At 68.0% G+C, this 16656-nt stretch carries 16 protein-coding genes; 9 read left to right on the top strand and 7 right to left on the bottom strand.

Annotated elements, in window-relative coordinates; genetic code table 11:
- Position 1 precedes the first annotated feature (1 nt).
- From ccmC to ccmI, 7 genes are read left to right on the top strand one after another with little or no spacing between them, the layout of a single operon-like run.
- Positions 2 to 838: a heme ABC transporter permease CcmC gene (gene ccmC, locus H4P35_RS09835; protein WP_226848810.1), complete on the top strand. Its 837-nt coding sequence runs from the start codon at positions 2 to 4 to the stop codon at positions 836 to 838.
- A complete protein-coding gene (ccmD, locus tag H4P35_RS09830; RefSeq protein ID WP_056316183.1) occupies positions 835 to 984 on the top strand; it encodes a heme exporter protein CcmD in 150 nt (49 codons plus the stop codon). The genes ccmC and ccmD overlap by 4 nt, the downstream gene beginning before the upstream one ends.
- On the top strand, positions 981 to 1487 hold the full coding sequence (ccmE, locus tag H4P35_RS09825; protein ID WP_226848808.1) for a cytochrome c maturation protein CcmE: 507 nt from the start codon (positions 981 to 983) through the stop codon (positions 1485 to 1487). Before ccmD ends, ccmE begins: the two co-directional genes overlap by 4 nt.
- Positions 1484 to 3505, top strand: a complete 2022-nt coding sequence (locus H4P35_RS09820) for a heme lyase CcmF/NrfE family subunit (protein ID WP_226848806.1) — start codon at positions 1484 to 1486, stop codon at positions 3503 to 3505. The genes ccmE and H4P35_RS09820 overlap by 4 nt, the downstream gene beginning before the upstream one ends.
- A gap of 2 nt (positions 3506 to 3507) precedes the next feature.
- The gene (locus H4P35_RS09815) at positions 3508 to 4029 is read left to right on the top strand and encodes a DsbE family thiol:disulfide interchange protein (protein WP_217617864.1); all 522 of its coding nucleotides are present in this window, start codon (positions 3508 to 3510) and stop codon (positions 4027 to 4029) included.
- A complete protein-coding gene (locus tag H4P35_RS09810; RefSeq protein ID WP_226848803.1) occupies positions 4026 to 4556 on the top strand; it encodes a cytochrome c-type biogenesis protein in 531 nt (176 codons plus the stop codon). Before H4P35_RS09815 ends, H4P35_RS09810 begins: the two co-directional genes overlap by 4 nt.
- On the top strand, positions 4553 to 5887 hold the full coding sequence (ccmI, locus tag H4P35_RS09805) for a c-type cytochrome biogenesis protein CcmI (protein WP_226848800.1): 1335 nt from the start codon (positions 4553 to 4555) through the stop codon (positions 5885 to 5887). Before H4P35_RS09810 ends, ccmI begins: the two co-directional genes overlap by 4 nt.
- Positions 5888 to 5924: 37 nt before the next feature.
- On the opposite strand, the gene H4P35_RS09800 is transcribed toward ccmI, so the two are convergent.
- The 4 genes from H4P35_RS09800 to H4P35_RS09785 all read right to left on the bottom strand — a co-directional run bounded on the left by H4P35_RS09800 (position 5925) and on the right by H4P35_RS09785 (position 11514).
- Entirely contained in the window at positions 5925 to 9125 is a 3201-nt protein-coding gene (locus H4P35_RS09800; protein ID WP_370638976.1) for a tetrathionate reductase subunit A, read from the bottom strand.
- 37 nt (positions 9126 to 9162) lie between these two features.
- Positions 9163 to 10197 (bottom strand): NrfD/PsrC family molybdoenzyme membrane anchor subunit, encoded by a 1035-nt coding sequence (gene nrfD / locus H4P35_RS09795; RefSeq protein ID WP_226848795.1) that lies wholly within the window; start codon positions 10195 to 10197, stop codon positions 9163 to 9165.
- A 19-nt stretch (positions 10198 to 10216) separates the two neighbouring features.
- Positions 10217 to 10990, bottom strand: a complete 774-nt coding sequence (gene dsrO, locus H4P35_RS09790) for a sulfate reduction electron transfer complex DsrMKJOP subunit DsrO (protein WP_056316165.1) — start codon at positions 10988 to 10990, stop codon at positions 10217 to 10219.
- A 74-nt stretch (positions 10991 to 11064) separates the two neighbouring features.
- A complete protein-coding gene (locus tag H4P35_RS09785; RefSeq protein WP_255616287.1) occupies positions 11065 to 11514 on the bottom strand; it encodes a DNA-deoxyinosine glycosylase in 450 nt (149 codons plus the stop codon).
- A gap of 277 nt (positions 11515 to 11791) precedes the next feature.
- Here H4P35_RS09785 and H4P35_RS09780 point away from each other — a divergent pair, with 277 nt between their 5' ends.
- Positions 11792 to 12655 carry a pirin family protein gene (locus H4P35_RS09780; RefSeq protein ID WP_226848793.1) on the top strand — a complete coding sequence of 288 codons (864 nt, stop codon included), beginning with the start codon at positions 11792 to 11794 and terminating at the stop codon, positions 12653 to 12655.
- Between the two features lie 61 nt (positions 12656 to 12716).
- Here the strand turns inward: H4P35_RS09780 and H4P35_RS09775 are convergent, their stop codons facing one another.
- On the bottom strand, positions 12717 to 13586 hold the full coding sequence (locus H4P35_RS09775; protein WP_226848791.1) for a LysR family transcriptional regulator: 870 nt from the start codon (positions 13584 to 13586) through the stop codon (positions 12717 to 12719).
- A gap of 110 nt (positions 13587 to 13696) precedes the next feature.
- Here H4P35_RS09775 and H4P35_RS09770 point away from each other — a divergent pair, with 110 nt between their 5' ends.
- Positions 13697 to 14683 carry a zinc-dependent alcohol dehydrogenase family protein gene (locus H4P35_RS09770; RefSeq protein ID WP_226848789.1) on the top strand — a complete coding sequence of 329 codons (987 nt, stop codon included), beginning with the start codon at positions 13697 to 13699 and terminating at the stop codon, positions 14681 to 14683.
- 66 nt (positions 14684 to 14749) lie between these two features.
- Here the strand turns inward: H4P35_RS09770 and H4P35_RS09765 are convergent, their stop codons facing one another.
- Together H4P35_RS09765 and H4P35_RS09760 are read right to left on the bottom strand one after the other, a co-directional pair.
- Positions 14750 to 15958, bottom strand: a complete 1209-nt coding sequence (locus H4P35_RS09765; protein ID WP_226848787.1) for a GGDEF domain-containing protein — start codon at positions 15956 to 15958, stop codon at positions 14750 to 14752.
- Positions 15959 to 16011: 53 nt separating this feature from the next.
- A complete protein-coding gene (locus tag H4P35_RS09760) occupies positions 16012 to 16641 on the bottom strand; it encodes a class I SAM-dependent methyltransferase (RefSeq protein ID WP_226849453.1) in 630 nt (209 codons plus the stop codon).
- Positions 16642 to 16656 lie beyond the last annotated feature (15 nt).

Here is a 16656-nt window from a genome sequence, read left to right as displayed (position 1 = left end):
CATGCACAATCCCTCCACCTTCGACGCTCCCCGCCCCGCCGCCGCGCGGTCGAGCTGGCTGCGCTATGCGTCGCCCGCGCTGTTCTATCCGCTGGCCGGGCGGATGATTCCGTTCTTCGCGGCGGGCGCCGCCCTGCTTGCCGCCGCCGGCCTGTACACGGGCCTCGTGGTGGCGCCCATCGACAGCCAGCAGGGCGAGGTCTACCGCATCCTCTTCATCCACGTGGCCGCAGCCTGGATGTCGATGTTCCTGTATCTGGTGATGGCGGGCTATGCGGCGCTGGGCCTCATCTTCAATACGCGCCTGTCGTTCATGATGATGCGCGCGCTGGCGCCCACGGGCGCGCTCTTTACCTTCCTGACGCTGTGGACCGGCGCGCTGTGGGGCAAGCCGACCTGGGGCACGTGGTGGGTGTGGGACGCCCGGCTCACGTCCGAACTGATCCTGCTGTTCCTGTACCTGGGCTTCATGGCCCTGCAGGCCGCCACCGACGACACGCAGCGCGCGGACCGCGGCGGCGCCATCCTGCTGCTGGCGGGCGTGGTGAACGTGCCGATCATCTATTTCTCGGTGCAATGGTGGAGCACGCTGCACCAGGGCGCCTCGATCAACCTGACGTCGGCCCCCAGCATGGCGCGCGTCATGGTGACCGCCATGCTGCTGATGGTGGCGGCCTTCTGGCTGTACAGCGCGGCGGTCGCGCTGGCGCGCGTGCGCGGAATCATTGCGGAGCGCGAGCCGGGCGCCGTGCCTTCGGGTGACACGCCGGCGGCCGGTTCGCCGGACGGCGCGGCAGCTGGCGGCGTGCAACGCGGCACGCGGTCGGAGACGCCATGAACTGGGACACGTTTTTTTCGCTGCAGGGCCACGGGCCCTACCTGATGGGCGCCTACGGCGTCACGATCGCGCTGATGGCGTGGGAAGTGCTGGCGCTGTGGCGGCGCGCACGCCGCGCGCGCCGCCCCGGAGGGCCGCGCCGATGACCCCGCGCAAACGCCGCGCGCTCGCCATCGTGGGCGGCCTTGGCCTGTTGGGCCTGGCCACCGCGCTGGTGCTCAACGCGCTGCAATCGAACCTGGTGTTCTTCTTCAGCCCGACGCAGGTGGTGGCGCACGAGGCGCCCGCCAGCGGCAGCTTCCGCGTGGGCGGTCTGGTAGAACAAGGCTCGCTGCGCCGCGACGCCGACGGCCTGACGCTGCGCTTTGCGGTGACGGACACCGCCCACGCCGTGCCCGTCACCTACCAGGGCCTCCTGCCCGACCTGTTCCGCGAGGGCAAAGGGGTGGTGGTGGCCGGCAAGATGGGCACGGACGGCGTATTCCGCGCGACCGAGGTGCTGGCCAAGCACGACGAAAACTACATGCCGCCCGAAGCCGCCGACGCGATCAAGAAGGCGGAGCAGCGCGCGCAGGATGCGGCGGGCGTACCAGCGGCCGGCGTACCGGCATCGGGCTACGGCCCGGCCCTTCAGGCGGAGGCGCGATGATCCCCGAAATCGGTCTTTTCTGCCTGATCCTCGCGTTGCTGGTCGCGGTGGCGCAAGGCACCCTGCCGCTCATCGGCGCGGCCACCGGCTGGCAGGCCGGATTGCGTGTGGCCAGGCCCGCCGCCATCGGCCAGTTCGGCCTGACGACGCTGGCCTTCGCCTGCCTGGCGTGGTCGTTCGTGCACAACGATTTTTCGGTGCTGTATGTGGCCGCGAATTCCCACGCCGACCTGCCGGCCGGCTACCGCTTCGCGGCGGTGTGGGGCGGACACGAGGGGTCGCTGCTGCTGTGGTTGTATCTGCTGACCGCGTGGACGCTGGCGGTAGCGCTGTGCAGCAAGCGGCTGCCCTTGCCCTTCGTCGGCCGCGTGCTGGCGGTGATGGGCTGGATCAGCGTGGGCTTCCTGCTGTTCATGCTGTTCCTGTCCAATCCGTTCGAGCGCCTGATCCCGCCCGCCATGGCGGGCCGCGACCTGAACCCGCTGCTGCAGGACCCCGGCATGATCGTGCACCCGCCCATGCTGTACATGGGTTACGTGGGGTTCTCGGTGGCGTTCGCCTTTGCGATTGCGGCGCTCCTGTCGGGCGAGCTGGACGCGATGTGGGCGCGCTGGGTGCGGCCGTGGACGCTGGCCGCGTGGACGTTCCTGACCATCGGCATCCTGCTGGGCAGCGCGTGGGCCTACTACGTGCTCGGCTGGGGCGGCTGGTGGTTCTGGGACCCGGTCGAGAACGCGTCGTTCATGCCGTGGCTGGCGGGCACGGCGCTGATCCATTCACTGATCGTGACCGAGCGGCGCGGCGCGTTCCGCAGCTGGACCGTGCTGCTGGCCATCTGCACGTTTTCGCTCAGCATCCTGGGCACGTTCCTGGTCCGTTCGGGTGTGCTGACGTCGGTTCACGCGTTTGCGGTGGACCCGGGCCGGGGGCTGTACATCCTCGCGTTCATGACGCTGATCGTGGGCGGCTCGCTTGCGCTGTACGCATGGCGCGCGCCCACCGTCGGGCTGGGCGGCGGCTTTTCGCTGCTGTCGCGTGAATCGCTGCTGCTGTCCAACAACGTCGTGCTGACGGTCGCCGCGGGCTCGGTGCTGCTGGGCACGCTGTACCCCGTCGTGCTGGACGTGATGGAGTGGGGCAAGATCTCCATCGGGCCGCCGTACTTCGAAGCCGTGTTCGTGCCGCTGATGACACCCGCGATCTTCCTGATGGGGGTCGGACCCGTCGCGCGCTGGAAACAGGCCGAGGTGCCCGATCTGGGCAAACGCCTGCGCGTGGCCTTCGTGGTCAGCGTGCTGACGGCGGTGCTGGTGCCGCTGGCAATGCCCGGGCCGTCGCGCTTCGGTTCGCCGATGATCGTGCTGGGCCTGTGGCTTGCCGCCTGGTCTGTCGCCAGCGCCGCGGCACACGCGCGCCAGCGCCTGATGGATGGCGACGGCGAGGTGCTGCGGCGGCTTACGCGCCAGCCGCGCGCCTGGTACGGGATGCTGCTGGCGCACGTGGGCGTGGGCATCTTCATCGCGGGCGTCACGCTTGCCAACGGCTACGAGGACAAGCGCGAACTGCGCGTGGACGTGGGCGCCACGCAGGAAGCCGGCGGCTACCAGTTCACGTTTGCCGGCATCGGCCCGGCCACCGGCCCCAACTACACCGCGCAACGCGCGGTATTCCACGTCGTGCGGGACGGCAAGCCGGTGGTGACGCTGTATCCCGAAAAGCGCCATTACACCGTGCAGGACATGGCGCTCAGCCAGGCCGACATCGACAGCGGCTTTACCCGCGACCTCTTCGTGGCGCTGGGCGAACCGGTGGCCGGCAACGCCTGGACCGTGCGCATCCAGGTCAAGCCCTTCATGACCTGGATCTGGACCGGCTGCATCCTGATGGCGCTGGGCGGCCTGCTGGCGGCGGGCGACGGCCGCTACCGGCGTGCGCAGCAAGCGCAGAGCAAGGCAGAGGCACAGCGGGCAGCGCAGGCCGGCCTGCCCGAGACCGCTCGCGCGGCGCGGGAGGGCTGAGGATGCTGCGCTATCTGCTGCCGCTTGCGATCTTTCTGACGATGGCCGTGTTCCTGGCGAAAGGGCTGTCGCGCGATCCACGCGCGGTGCCGTCCGCGATGATCGACAAACCCGCGCCCGCCATCGGCCTGCCCGACCTGCTGGAGCCCGGCAAGACGCTGGATGTGGAATCCCAGCGCGGCAAGGTGTGGCTGCTGAATGTGTGGGCGTCCTGGTGCGGCCCCTGCAAGGACGAACTGCCCGTGCTGCGCGACGCCGCGCAGCGCCACGGCATTGCGCTTTACGGGCTGAATTACAAGGACAAGCCTGACGAGGCGCGCCAATGGCTGGCGCGCAATGGCAACCCCTACCTGGCCTCCGCCAGCGACGTCGACGGGCGCGTGGGCATCGAGTATGGCGTCTACGGCGTGCCCGAGACCTTCGTGATCGACGGCGACGGGCGCATCCGCTACAAGCACCTGGGCCTCATCACGCCGGAGCTATGGCGCACCCGTCTGCAACCTGTCATCGAGGCGCTGCAATGACCACCGCGCCTTATCAGCCTTGCCCGCTGCTTCGTTCTTCGCTGCGTCACCTTTCGCTGCATCGTCTGCTTCTGCCGCTACTGCTAAGCCTTGTGCTGCTGCCCGCCGCCCTGCTTTCCGCGCCCGCGCCCAATGCCGCGCCCCCCGCCGTGCTGTCGGCCGAACAGGAGCAGCGCGCCGACAAGCTGGCGCATGGATTGCGCTGCCTGGTCTGCCAGAACCAGACCCTGGCCGAATCCAATGCGCCGCTGGCGCAGGACATGCGCAACCTCATTCGCGGCCAGCTTGCCGACGGCAAGACCGACGCGCAGATCATGCGCTTTTTCGAAGACCGCTACGGCGACTTCGTGCGCTACGACCCGCCGTTCAAGCCGGTCACCTGGCTGCTCTGGCTGGGCCCCTTCGCGCTGCTGGCGCTGGGCTTTCTGGTGCTGGTGCGCACACTCAAGCGGCGTGCCGGCGTGCGCGCGCCGCTGACCGCGGACGAACGCGCCCGCGCCGCCCGCTTCCTGGATTCCGGCTCATGACCACGCTCTGGCTCATTGTCCTGGCCCTGCTCTTGGCCACCCTGCTCTGCCTGGTGCCGCCGCTGCTGCGCCGCACGCCGGCCGCGGAGACCGCGTCGGACGCCAGCGTGCGCGCCTTCTACCTTGCGCAGCGCGAACAACTGCGCCGCGATCTCGCCAACGGGGCCCTCACCCCGCAGGCGCACGCCCGCGCCGACGAAGAGCTGCAGCGCGACCTGCTGCAGGATCTGGCGATGCGCCGCGATCCGCGCGCGCGGCTGGGAGGCCAGCGCGCCGGCCTGGCCGCGGCCTGCGTGCTGACGGTGGCCGTTCCGGTGGCCGCGGTGCTGCTGTACGGCCAGCTCGGCAATCCGCGCGCGGCCGCCACCGTCGCCTTGTCGCAGGCGCCCGAGCCGCATGCGCAGGCGGCGGACAACGACATGGCGCTAGCGATCAACGCGCTGGCCCAGCGCCTGCGCGCCTCGCCCGATGACGCCGACGGCTGGTACATGCTGGCGCGTTCCTACGAAACGCTGGGCCGGTACAACGACGCCGTTGCCGCGTATCAGGAAGTGCTGCGGTTAGTGCCCGGCCAACCCGCCGTGCTGGCCGATCTGGCCGACGCGCTGCTGTCGGCACGGCAGGGACAGCCCGACGAGGCCTCCATTGCCGCCGTTGCGCAAGCGCTTCAGGCCGATCCCGACCAGCCCAAGGCCCTGGCGCTGGCCGGCATGATGGCGCTGCGCCGCGGCGACGCCGCCGACGCGCTGACGCACTGGGAACGGCTGCGCGCGCTGCTACCCCCAGACTCCGAGGCCGCGCGGCAGATCCAGACGAACATCGCCCAGGCGCGCGCCATGGCGGCAAGCGGCACGGCCGGGGGAGCCGCCGCGGCGCCGCCTTCCGGCAATTCGGCATCCACCGCCGCGGGCCAACCGGCGACGGCGCCGGGGCCAACGGCATCCGGCGTGGCGGCGCCCTCCCCTTCCGCCGGCGCTTCGACCGCAACCGCCCGGCTCGCCGGCCAGGCGCGGATCGCCGACGCCCTGCGCGATCAGGTCCGCCCGACCGACACCGTTTTCATCCTGGCGCGCCCCATGACGGGATCGCGCATGCCCGTCGCCATCCTGAAGATGCAGGCCGCGGACCTGCCGCGGGCCTTCGTGCTGGACGACAGCACCGCCATGTCGCCGGACGCCACGCTGTCCAAGGCCGGCAAGGTGCGTGTGGAGATTCGCGTCAGCCGCTCGGGCAACGCCGCCGCCCAGCCCGGAGACCTGAACGGCGTGCTAACGGATGTCGGGCCTCGGGCGGACGGCCTGGCGCTGGTGGCCGACACCGTCGTGCCCTGACGCTTACCGCCACGCACGCGGGCCGGCCCCCCATCGGTCAGACCCGCTCGATCCGGGCAGGCAGGCCTTGCCGCACCGCCGCGCCCGACACCCAATCGATCCAGACGTTGGCGTGCTGGCCCCGCGTCGCGTCGCCAAAACCCAGGTCGTTCAGGTTGACGCCCGCGGCCAGCGCCGGATCATGCGGCATTGGCTTGCCATCGACGACATGGACGCGCGCGCCCAGTTCGGTGTGGCCGTAGCCGTGCTCGATGCCCACCGCGCCCGGCTGCACGCCATCGCGCAGCAACGCCGGCCCTGTCACCGACCCGCCCGGCGTGACGATGCGCACCGTGTCGCCGTTGCGGATGCCCAGCCGCTCGCCGTCCTGCCGGTTGATCGACACCGGGTTGTGTGGATGCACCTGGCGCAGGCGGTTCACGCCAATCGACAACGAGCTCATCAGATTGGACTTGAACGAACTCAGCAGGAACGGCCACTCCTGCCGCGGATACGCATCGCGCATGTCGCGACCGTCCGCCAGCCGCGTCGGATACCAGGTGGGACAGCCGCTGTACCGCTCGCCCGTCATCGCATGACGAAAGCCCGCCAGCTCTTCGCTCCACACGTGCAGCGGCTTGGCGTGCGCCACGCGCGTGCGGCGCGTCTGGCCGTCCTCTTGCGTCCAGGCGTCGTCCATCCGGTCGAATCGCCCGCCGCGGCTCATCAGCATGGCCACCTGCCGCCATTCGGCCGGCTTGAGCTTGGCTTGCAGCAAATCGCGATAGCGGTCGACGCCGGTCAGCGCCATGTCGTCGTCGCTGGCCTGCGGCACCGGCCGTCCCGCGGCAAACGCGATGTTCGCCATGCCGCGCAGAAAGAAGTCCTCGGGCGTATCCAGCGCGTACTTGGCGCCCTCCTTGTCTGACATCGCGCCCTCGCCGAATCCCGGCATGGCCAGGCGTTTGGCGCACGCGATCAGGAAGGTCTCCAGGCAAACAGGCTCGTTCGTGGCCGTGCGCGCCACGCGCGGCTGCACGGTGGGCCACCGCACCGTCGAGGCCTTGGCCACCACGTCCGCCCACGGCGCCGACACGCCCCAGCTTTCGTACGTGACCGTGTCCGGCACGATGTAATCGGCCAGCGCGTTGGTCTCGTTGATGAAAGGGTTGATCGACACCGCCAGCGGCAGGATGCGCGGGTCCTTCAGCTTTTCCAGCGCCACGTGCTTGAACCCGGCAATGCCGTAGACCGGGTTACTCATGTGGTTGAACCAGACCTTGGCACGGTACGGATATCCCGCCAGCGCCGAAGCCAGCATCTCGGAACTGAGGCCGCCCGTCGCCGGATACCACGGCGCGGCTGCCGGATAGGCAGGCTGGCCCGCGGCCTTCTTGCGCTTGAATTCGCTGGATTTTTCGTACGGAAAGCGGTTGCGCGACAGCGACACGCCCTTGGGCGTGGCCTTGTTCGCGAAGCCGGCAATGTTGTAGCGCGGCCCCGCGCCGTAAGGCGGAAACGGCCCGGCATCCAGTACCAGTCCGCCTTCCACGTTCAGGTTGCCCACCAGCGTGTTGAGCATGGCGATGGCGTAGGCGGTGTAGAAGCCCGCGCCGCTCATGGTGCCGCCGTGCGCATCGGCCACCGCGCGCTTGCCGTGACGGGTGAAACGCTCGGCCAGGGACGCGATTTTCGCTGCCGGCACGCCGCAGAGCGCGGCGTACTCGTCCAGCGTCTTGCGGCGCGCCTCTTCGCGCAGCAGGTCCAGCGAGGTCCGCACCCGCAGCGCCCCTTGCGTACCGGCCAACCCGGGCGCGGCGACCGGCTCGTCGACAAACAGCGCGGCCGGCGAGGCCGTCGTGTGCGGCGCCAACGTGCCGTCAGCAAGACGCACGACGTACACGTCCTCCCATTTCTCGTCCGCGTCGGCCGGGCGCGCCCAGCCCATATCGGCGCCACGCAAAAAGGCGCCCAGGCGCGGATGGCCCGGTTCGGCCACCACCAGGTGCGTGGCGTTGGTCCACGCCGCTTCGCCCGCCGCCTTCATGGCGGCGGGGCCCGGCTGCGCCAGCATGCGCGCGTCGAACCGTTCGTTGTCCAGAATCCAGCGGATCAGCCCCATGGCCAGCGCCAGATCGCTGGCCGGATTGACGGGCACCCATTCATTGCCCGATCCCGCCGACAGGCTGGACGAGGCCGGCAGCACGGGCGACACCACCACGTAGCTGAATCCCGCTTCCTGCGGACGCACGCGCGCCTCGGCCAGCTGACGGGCCTGGCGTTGAAAGGGATTGCCCGCCTGCGCCGGCGCCGCGCCAATGAAGAGCCCGAAGCGTGCGTTGTCCCAGTCCGGCTTGCCGTGCGGCATGCCCTTCAGGTCGCCCAGCGCCGCGCCCGCCCCCACCCGGAAACTCTGCCCGCAGTACGAGCCGTGATTGCTGAAGTTGACGGTGCCGAAGGACTGCCCCGCAAAGCGCTGGATCAGCGGCGTGCGCCCTTCGTTGGAGGCATCGGTGAACAGGAACTGGTTGACCTTCGCGCCGTATTCGGGATTATCGGGGTCCAGCGGCGTCTCGCGGTCGTAGATCGCGCGCAGGCCGTCCACGTGGCCTTCGCCAAACAGATCGCCGCCTTCACAGACTTCCTCGACCAGTTGCTCGAAGCTGATCGTCTGCCACTTGCCCTCGCCGCGCTTGCCCACCCGCTTCAAGGGCTGCAGCACGCGATACGGGCTGTCCATCTGCTCCAGCATGGCCGAGCCCCGCGCGCACGAGGTGGCGCGCCCTTCCAGGCCGCTGTCGCCGCCTAGCTGCGCGTAGACCTCGCGCACCGGCGTCTCCATGGCCGCGGGCCGTGTTGTGGCCAGCGGGTGATACGGATTGCCAGCGACGCGCAGGATGCGGTTCTCGGCCGTGTCCACGCGCAACCGCACGCCGCATTGCGTCCAGCAGCCCAGGCAGCTCGACGGGCTGACCGTCTGCCCCGGCTGGGCGCTGAGCGCACCGGTCAGCGGGTCGATGCGGAACTCTGGCGGCAGCGAGTTGCCGCGCACGGCATGCGCCGTCGGCACGCCGGCCGTGCCCTGCGCTAGCCCCTTGACCGCCTTGACCACCGTGTCGCCGTAGCCCGCGGCAAACGCCGCCATGCCGCCGGCCGCGAGACCGCCGCGCATCATCAGCTTGCGCCTGGCCTCGTCGCGAGGCAGATCCGCGCCATCGTCCGCGGCGCCGGGCTTGTCGTCTTTGTGTTGCTTGTCCATTGCGTTCTTTTCCATGTGCTTTCGTCTCGGCGCGCGCTCAGGCGGCCACGGCGCGTGCGCGCGCGGGGTAGATGTCCAGGGCCCAGGTCACGACGGTGATCAGCGCCACGCACAGCCCCAGCACGCCCACCATGCCCAGCAGCCCATCGCTGCCCCAGGGCATGTCGTACAGGTACAGCCCCGCGCCGTACTTGGGCACGCCCTGCACGCTCATGAAGACCACCCAGCGGAAGATCCACGCCGCGCCCAGCATGGTCAGCGCCAACACGGCCGACGGCAGGGGCGCGGCCAGCGTGCGCGCCGGCCGCTGCAACAGCGCGACGATGCAGAACGCCGTGATCACCGCGCCCGCCAGGCTCAAACGCCAGACCGGAAAGTCCGCGAAAAGCCGCAGCGCCGCCTCGAAAGACGCGTCGAGTCCCGAGAGGCCCAGCAACGCCCACGCCCCCGCGCCCATCGCCATCATCACGACCGCGGTCACGCTCAGCCGGCGCAGCATCGCCACGGGCAGCACGCGCAGTCCGCCGGGCAGCCAACGGCCCACCAGGAACATCGCGCCCAGCGCGCCCAGCCAGGCGGTCAGCGCAAAGTTCACCGGCAGGAACACGGTGTGCCACAAGGGCCGCGAACGCAGCACCATGACCTCGGCGCCGGTGTAGACCAGAATGGACAGCGCCGACAGCGCCAGCGCCGCCGCCACCACCCGCAGCCACCCCATCCGGCCCCACCACCACGCCGCGCAGAACAGCAGCGCCAGCGTCACGAAGACCGGCAGCAGCAATGCCCCCAGCCACATCCAGGACCACGGCGTGATGTGCGCATAGAAGTGCCAGAAGCGGCCGGGCTGGTGCAGGTCGGCCAACAGCGACACCGGCGCGGCGATGGCGCTGACCAGCAGCACCGTCACCGCCGCCGGCAGCAGGCGGCGCGCGTCGGAATCGGCGCGGCCAAACGCCGCGAAGGCGGCGGTCAGCGCGGTGGTGGCGCTGATGCCGATAAGAAAGAAATACTGCACGGCCCAAGGCAGCCAGGCGGCGTCGTAGACCGGCGTGAGCAATTCAGAGATTTGCATGAGTGTCCCCTTCCTTGGCTCAGTGGCCGCCCGCCAGGCGCACGCCGGCCTGGCCGTCGACCTGATGCACGAACGCATCGGGCAGGCCGATGTAAAAAACGTGGGGATCGGTCTTCATCTCGGGCTTGAGCACCTTGATGTCCGCCTTGTGTTCGGCCAGCAAGCGCGAAATGGCGCTGTCCGGATCGTTCATGTCCCCGATCACCCGGGCGCCGCCCACGCAGCTTTCCACGCACGCCGGCAGCAACCCGGCTTCCAGCCGGTGCTCGCAGAACGTGCACTTGTCGGCCGTCTGGGTCTCGTGATTGATGAAGCGCGCATCGTAGGGACAGGCCTGCACGCAGTAACCGCACCCCACGCAGCGCGCGTTGTCGACCAGCACGATGCCGTCTTCGCGCTGGAAGGTCGCCTGCACCGGGCAGACCGGCACACAGGGCGGCTTGTCGCAGTGGTTGCACAGGCGCGGCAGCATGACCATCGAACACGGGCCGCCCGCGTCGGGCGTGACCTCGTACTGCAGGACGGTGGTGCGGAACTGCCCGATGGGCGGCACGTTTTCCAGCGAACAGCTCACCGTACAGGACTGGCAGCCGATGCATTTGCGCATGTCGACAACCATGCCGTAGCGCTTGCCCGCCATGCCGGGCCGGCGCGGCGGCTGGCCATTGAGCCCGGGCGCGGCGTCGGCGTGAATGGGAATGACGGTGGCCGCGGCGCCCAGGCCGAGCAGCCCTTTCAGAAAGCCACGCTTGCCCGGCAGCGGTGTTTCCGGGGGACTGGTGGGGGTGTGCATCGTTAAACTCCGAAACGTTTAGGTGTTACGGAAATTAACTTATCACTTGTAGTTATATAGAGCCTTGATAAGTGTCAATTGGGGGACGGAAGCTTCAGCGCCGGTGCCCACGCCGCGAGTTTCTGCGCGAAGCTGGCCGAAGCGTGCGCAGGGCTGGTCGAAGGCAGTTCAAAAAACTGAATTGAGGCGGCCGCAGGCAGGTTTGGCAACGCATGGCGCCGGAACATCGCTGCGGCCTTCGCGCCGTTGAAACAGATGCGCGTGATCGAGGGATATCGGCCCAGGAAGGCGTTGAAATCGTTCGGCACCAGCGTGTCGCCCCGGATATCGGCGTCCAGACTGCCCCGCCGTTCGCAAGCCTGCAGCACATCCCACAGCGCCACGCGGTTCGCCCGCAGTGCCTGCAGCCGCTCGTCGTAGCCCAGCCCGGCATCGAACCCGAAGATCTGCGCCGCCAGCGGCCAGAATGCATTGCGCGGATGCGCGTAATACTGCGCCTGCCGCAGCGACGCCACGCCCGGCATGGAGCCCAGCACCAGCACGCGCGGGCCGTCCCCCACCACCGGGGCAAATCCCGTAACCACCGCCTCGCGCCGCGCCGCCGCGATGTCGTCCCTGATCTTGTCCATGCCCGGAAGGATACCCGCCGCGACGCTGGCCCGCCCGCCTCGCCCGCATTGATCGTTCGCCACATGGAACGGTGCTTATCAATCACGAGCACTACCGGGAATGCCGCTGCGCCCTTATCTTCTTCCCTATGACGAACGGCCCCGAAGGGGCCGCGCAACAGGAAACCTCACGATGAAGAAGATCCTCGGCGTGCACGCCAGCCCCCGTCCCCACTGGGTGGGCGACGGATTTCCGGTGCGCTCCATGTTCTCGTACAACGACAAGGGCCGCGACACCAGTCCGTTCCTGCTGCTGGACTACGCCGGCCCCGCCGAATTCGGTCCGGCCAGCCAGCCCCGCGGCGTCGGCCAGCACCCGCACCGCGGCTTCGAGACCGTGACCATCGTCTACAGCGGCGAAGTCGAACATCGCGACTCCACCGGCAACGGCGGCGTCATCGGCCCCGGCGACGTCCAATGGATGACGGCGGCGTCCGGCATCCTGCACGAGGAATTCCATTCCCACGCCTTCACCCGCACGGGCGGCAAACTGGAAATGGTGCAGCTCTGGGTCAACCTGCCCGCCAAGGACAAGAAGGCGCCGGCCGGCTACCAAGGCATTCTGAACGCAGACATCCCGGTCGTGGACCTGCCCGACGACGCCGGCACGCTACGCGTGATCGCAGGCAATTACGCTGGCCAAACAGGCCCGGCGCGGACCTTCACGCCGATGGACGTGTGGGACGTGAAGCTGGCGGCGGGCAAGACGGCAACCTTCCCCGTTGCCGCAGGCCGCAACAGCATGCTCGTCATGCTGCGCGGCACAGTGCTGGTCAACGGCGAATCCGTCGCGCGGGATGCGCAATTGGCGCTGTTCTCCAAAGAGGGCGAGGACATCACGGTCGAAGCGAATAACGACGCGGTGTTTTTGATCTTGAGCGGAGAGCCGATCGATGAACCCGTGGTCGGGTACGGGCCGTTTGTGATGAACTCGCAAGCGGAGATCGTCGAGGCGATCCAGGACTTCAATGCCGGCAAGTATGGGCAGATGGGGTAAGGGTTGCCGCATCGTGAAGGGCAAAGCCGCGCATTCTTGCGCGGCTTTGCCTCAGCATGCCTCACGAATTTGCGAATGCATTGATCGTAACGTCCAGAAGTGCGCGCAATCGCGCCACACGGCGCAGATCGCGGTGATAGCCCAACCACACATCGCGACTCGGCGGCGCTTGGCCCAACTCGATTCGCCGGATGCCCGGCGTTGCGTCGCCTAGCGGACACGGCAGCACCGCAAACCCTGCTTTCTCGGCACACATGCGGGCTTGGACGCCACGATTGTTGCTGCCGAACACAACCCTTGCGCGGGGCAACATTTGCTTGACCCATTCGACGTCTGGCATCGATCCGAATGCGCTGTCCATGCTGATGAGCGTATGGCCGTCACCGTCGCCCGGTGACGGCGGCGCAAGGTCGACGTGCCCGTATAGCGCATAGTCGATGCGCGTCAGCTTGCGCTGGATGACGTCGGATTCCTCAAACGGCGTTATTCGGAACAACAGATCCGCCTCGTGGCGCGCCAGGTTGTACAGGCGCGAATCCGTCAGCAGTTCCAGCGAGATGCCCGGATGCTGCGCCAGAAACCGCGCGAACACCGGCGTAAGCATGTGTATGCCGAACCAGTCCGACGAGGAGACGCGCAGCAGCCCCCGAAGTTGGGATTCCTTGCCGGTCAGCGCGCGGGTGAAGCCCAGCGCTTCTTCCTCCATGCGCTCGGCATAGGCCAGCACGGCCGCGCCGTCATCGGTCAGGACGAAGCCCTCGCTCGTGCGTTGGAACAGCGTGTGCCCAAGCGCTTCTTCAAGCGCACGCAACCTGCGCCCCATGGTGGGCTGGGTCTGCCCCACCTGCTTTGCCGCCGCCCCCAACGTGCCGCAGCGGGCAATCGCCAGAAAAACGCGAACGTCGCCCCAGTCCAGACGCATCTCATTCATTTTTGTTTGGTAGTTGTGCAGAAACGTTGATTTACATGCGTTATAGCATGATCAATCATGACGCATCGGCCCACTCATTCGACGGGCCAGACACCAGAAAGGAGTTGATCATGACCATGCAGGCGCTCGTTCTCAATCGTTATGACGGTCCGCTTGAGTTGACCGAAATCCCGCTGCCGCAGCCGGCCCGCGGCCAAGTACGCGTGCGCATCGCCGCAAGCGGCCTGAATCCGCTGGATACCAAGATTCGCGCGGGCAGCGCCGCACACGCAAAGCATCCGCTCCCATTGGTGCTGGGCATCGACATGGCCGGCGTGGTTGATGCGGTGGGACCCGGCGTGACCACGTTCCGCGTTGGTGACGAGGTCTATGGCATGACCGGCGGCGTGGGTGGCATCCAGGGTTCGCTGGCCCAATATGCGGCGGTGGATGCGGATCTGCTTGCCATCAAGCCGGCAAACCTCTCGATGCGTGAAGCGGCGGCGCTGCCCCTTGCGTTTATCACGTCCTATTCGGGCATCGTCGACCGCGCGCGCCTGCGGGCCGGTCAGACGGTGCTGGTGCAAGGCGGCGCGGGCGGTGTGGGCCATGTATCGGTGCAACTGGCGCGCGCACTGGGCGCCCACGTCTTTGCCACGGCGGCATTGCGCGATCACGACCTTGTTGCGCGCCTTGGCGCAACGCCCATCGACTACCAGTCACAGACGGTGGAGTCGTATGTGGATTCGTTCACGCAGGGCGCTGGCTTCGATCTCGTCGTTGACACCGTCGGCGGTCCATCGCTCGATGCTGCGTTTACGGCGGTAAAGCACTTTGGGCATGTCGTCAGCGCGTTGGGATGGGGCACGCATGCGTTGGCGCCCCTATCGTTCCGCGAGGCCACGTATTCCGGAATTTTCACCCTGTATCCGCTTCTCACGGGCCAGCATCGCGCCCACCACGGCGACATGCTGCGCGAGGCCACACGGCTGGTTGAAGCGGGCAAGCTCGTGCCCCATCTCGATCCCCGCCGGTTCGACCTGCGCTCCGCAGAAGCCGCCTACGACGCCATCACCCAAGCAACGGCACGCGGCAAAATCGTGGTGGATGTCGCATGAAGCATGATTGAAGGCCGGGCGCCGACGCTTGCCTTGCGGGCGTTGGCGGCGCCGACGGCGAAACCCTTAGAAATTCGCCCCTGCCAACGCCACGCCGGGGGCCGCCCCGTGGCGGGACGCACTCGCCACCTCCACCCGGTTCCGCCCGCCCGCCTTCCCGCGATAGAGCGCCGCATCGGCCTCGCGCAGCGCTTCCTCCAGCGCATCCGCCCCATCAAATCGTGACGACACGCCGATCGTCACGGTGCAGCGCAGCCGCTCGTTCGCGCCGGTGACACGGATCGGCTGGCTCTCGATGCTGGCCCGCAGCCGCTCTGCCAGCACCATCACATCGGCCACGTCCGATTCGAGCAGAATGGCGACAAACTCCTCTCCCCCGATCCGGCCGGTCAGATCCCCCCGGCGCACGCCCGCACGCAGCAACCCCGCCACATGGCAAATCACCTCGTCCCCGGCCTGGTGGCCGTAGGTGTCGTTGATGCGCTTGAAGTGATCGACGTCCAACACCAGTAAATACGCGGGCTTTGCACTGCGCCCATTGAAATACTGGACGAGCGCATCCGAGAGCCCGCGCCTGTTGAGCAGATCCGTCATCGGATCCCGCGCCGCCATATTCCGCAGGCTGTCCGTCAAGCGGCGCAGCACCAGCCAGACAATCGACGGCGGCACGATCGTGGCGAGGGTGGACATATAGATGTAGAAAATCATCTGGAAGCGGCTGTCCATGTGCAGCGCATCCAGGCCGCCCTCCATGATTTTCAGGAACTTCAACGCGTTCAGCACGCAGATCCCGCCAATCAGGCACGCGAAGAAGACCATTTCCGCGCGCAAGTCCTTGGCGAAGGTTCGTGTGCCGCATAGCACCGTGACCGACATCGCAAAGAAAAGCAGCGTGGCCGACGCCGCAAGCATGGCGTAGCGGGCTTCCGGGCCCATCTGCCATTGCACCCACCATTGCGCCATGCCGTAAACGAGACAGAACGCAAGCAGCGGCTGCCACAAGCGGACCTGATGCCCGAAGAACCGCATGGCGCCCAGCAGATAGGCGATTGGGGCGGCCAGCGTGAGGCAGTGGTTGACGACGCTCATGAGGCTCCACGCGGGGCCGCCTTCGATGAGTTGAAGAACGTAGGCGGCCGCCAGCAGCAGGTTGCCGACGGCAAAGAAGTCCATCCCCATCCTGTTGCCAGGCAGACGACGGCTGATAAGCAGAAACATGCCGGAAAAGCACAGCAGGTGTGCGCACAGCATGCCGACGAGCGTGGAGGCAACCATGAGAGAGACGTCAAGAAAGGAAGCGGATTTCCAGCACCGGCGTGAAGCCGGCGCTAATCGCGCCGCCGCCAGACGCTCGCCAGCCACGGCTGCTGCTCGCGCGGCAGCCCATCGGGCCGGTAGTAATGCTCCAGCTCCTCGAAGCCGGCGGCCTGCATCAGCGCCCGCCAGCCTTCAAGATCGTGATACGCGCCATAGCGCCCACGATTCCAGCCTTCCTGATTGCCGCCCCGCGGATTGGAGCTGAACAACACGCCGCGCGAGCGCAGCGTGGCATGGAGCTCGCGCAGCACGCGGGGCAGTTCCTGGCCCGGCACATGGAACAGCACGGCGTTGGCGAAGATGCCGTCAAAGCGCGCCGCGGGCAGTTGGAGCTGCAGGAAATCCTGCTCCCAGACCTCGCAACCGCTTGCCGCGCGGGCCATTTGCACAAACCGCGGCGTGCCGTCCAGGCCGACGGGCCGGTGTCCCATCGCCAGGAACGTCTTCAGGTCACGGCCCGGTCCGCACCCGAGATCCAGGATGTCGAAGGGCGGCTCGCCGTCGATATGGCGCAGCAAGGCGGCGATGTTCTGGCTGACGTCGTGGTCCTGCGTGCCGGCCTGGAACGAATCGGCGTTCTCTTCGTAATGGGCGAGCGTCAGGGACGTGATCTTGGCGAGGTCTTCGGGATCCAGGTGCATGGGGCGATTGTGCAT

The sequence above is a fragment of the Achromobacter sp. 77 genome, assembly GCF_020541125.1.
GTDB lineage: Bacteria > Pseudomonadota > Gammaproteobacteria > Burkholderiales > Burkholderiaceae_B > Achromobacter > Achromobacter mucicolens.
This window is presented reverse-complemented; position numbering and strand designations above follow the sequence as displayed.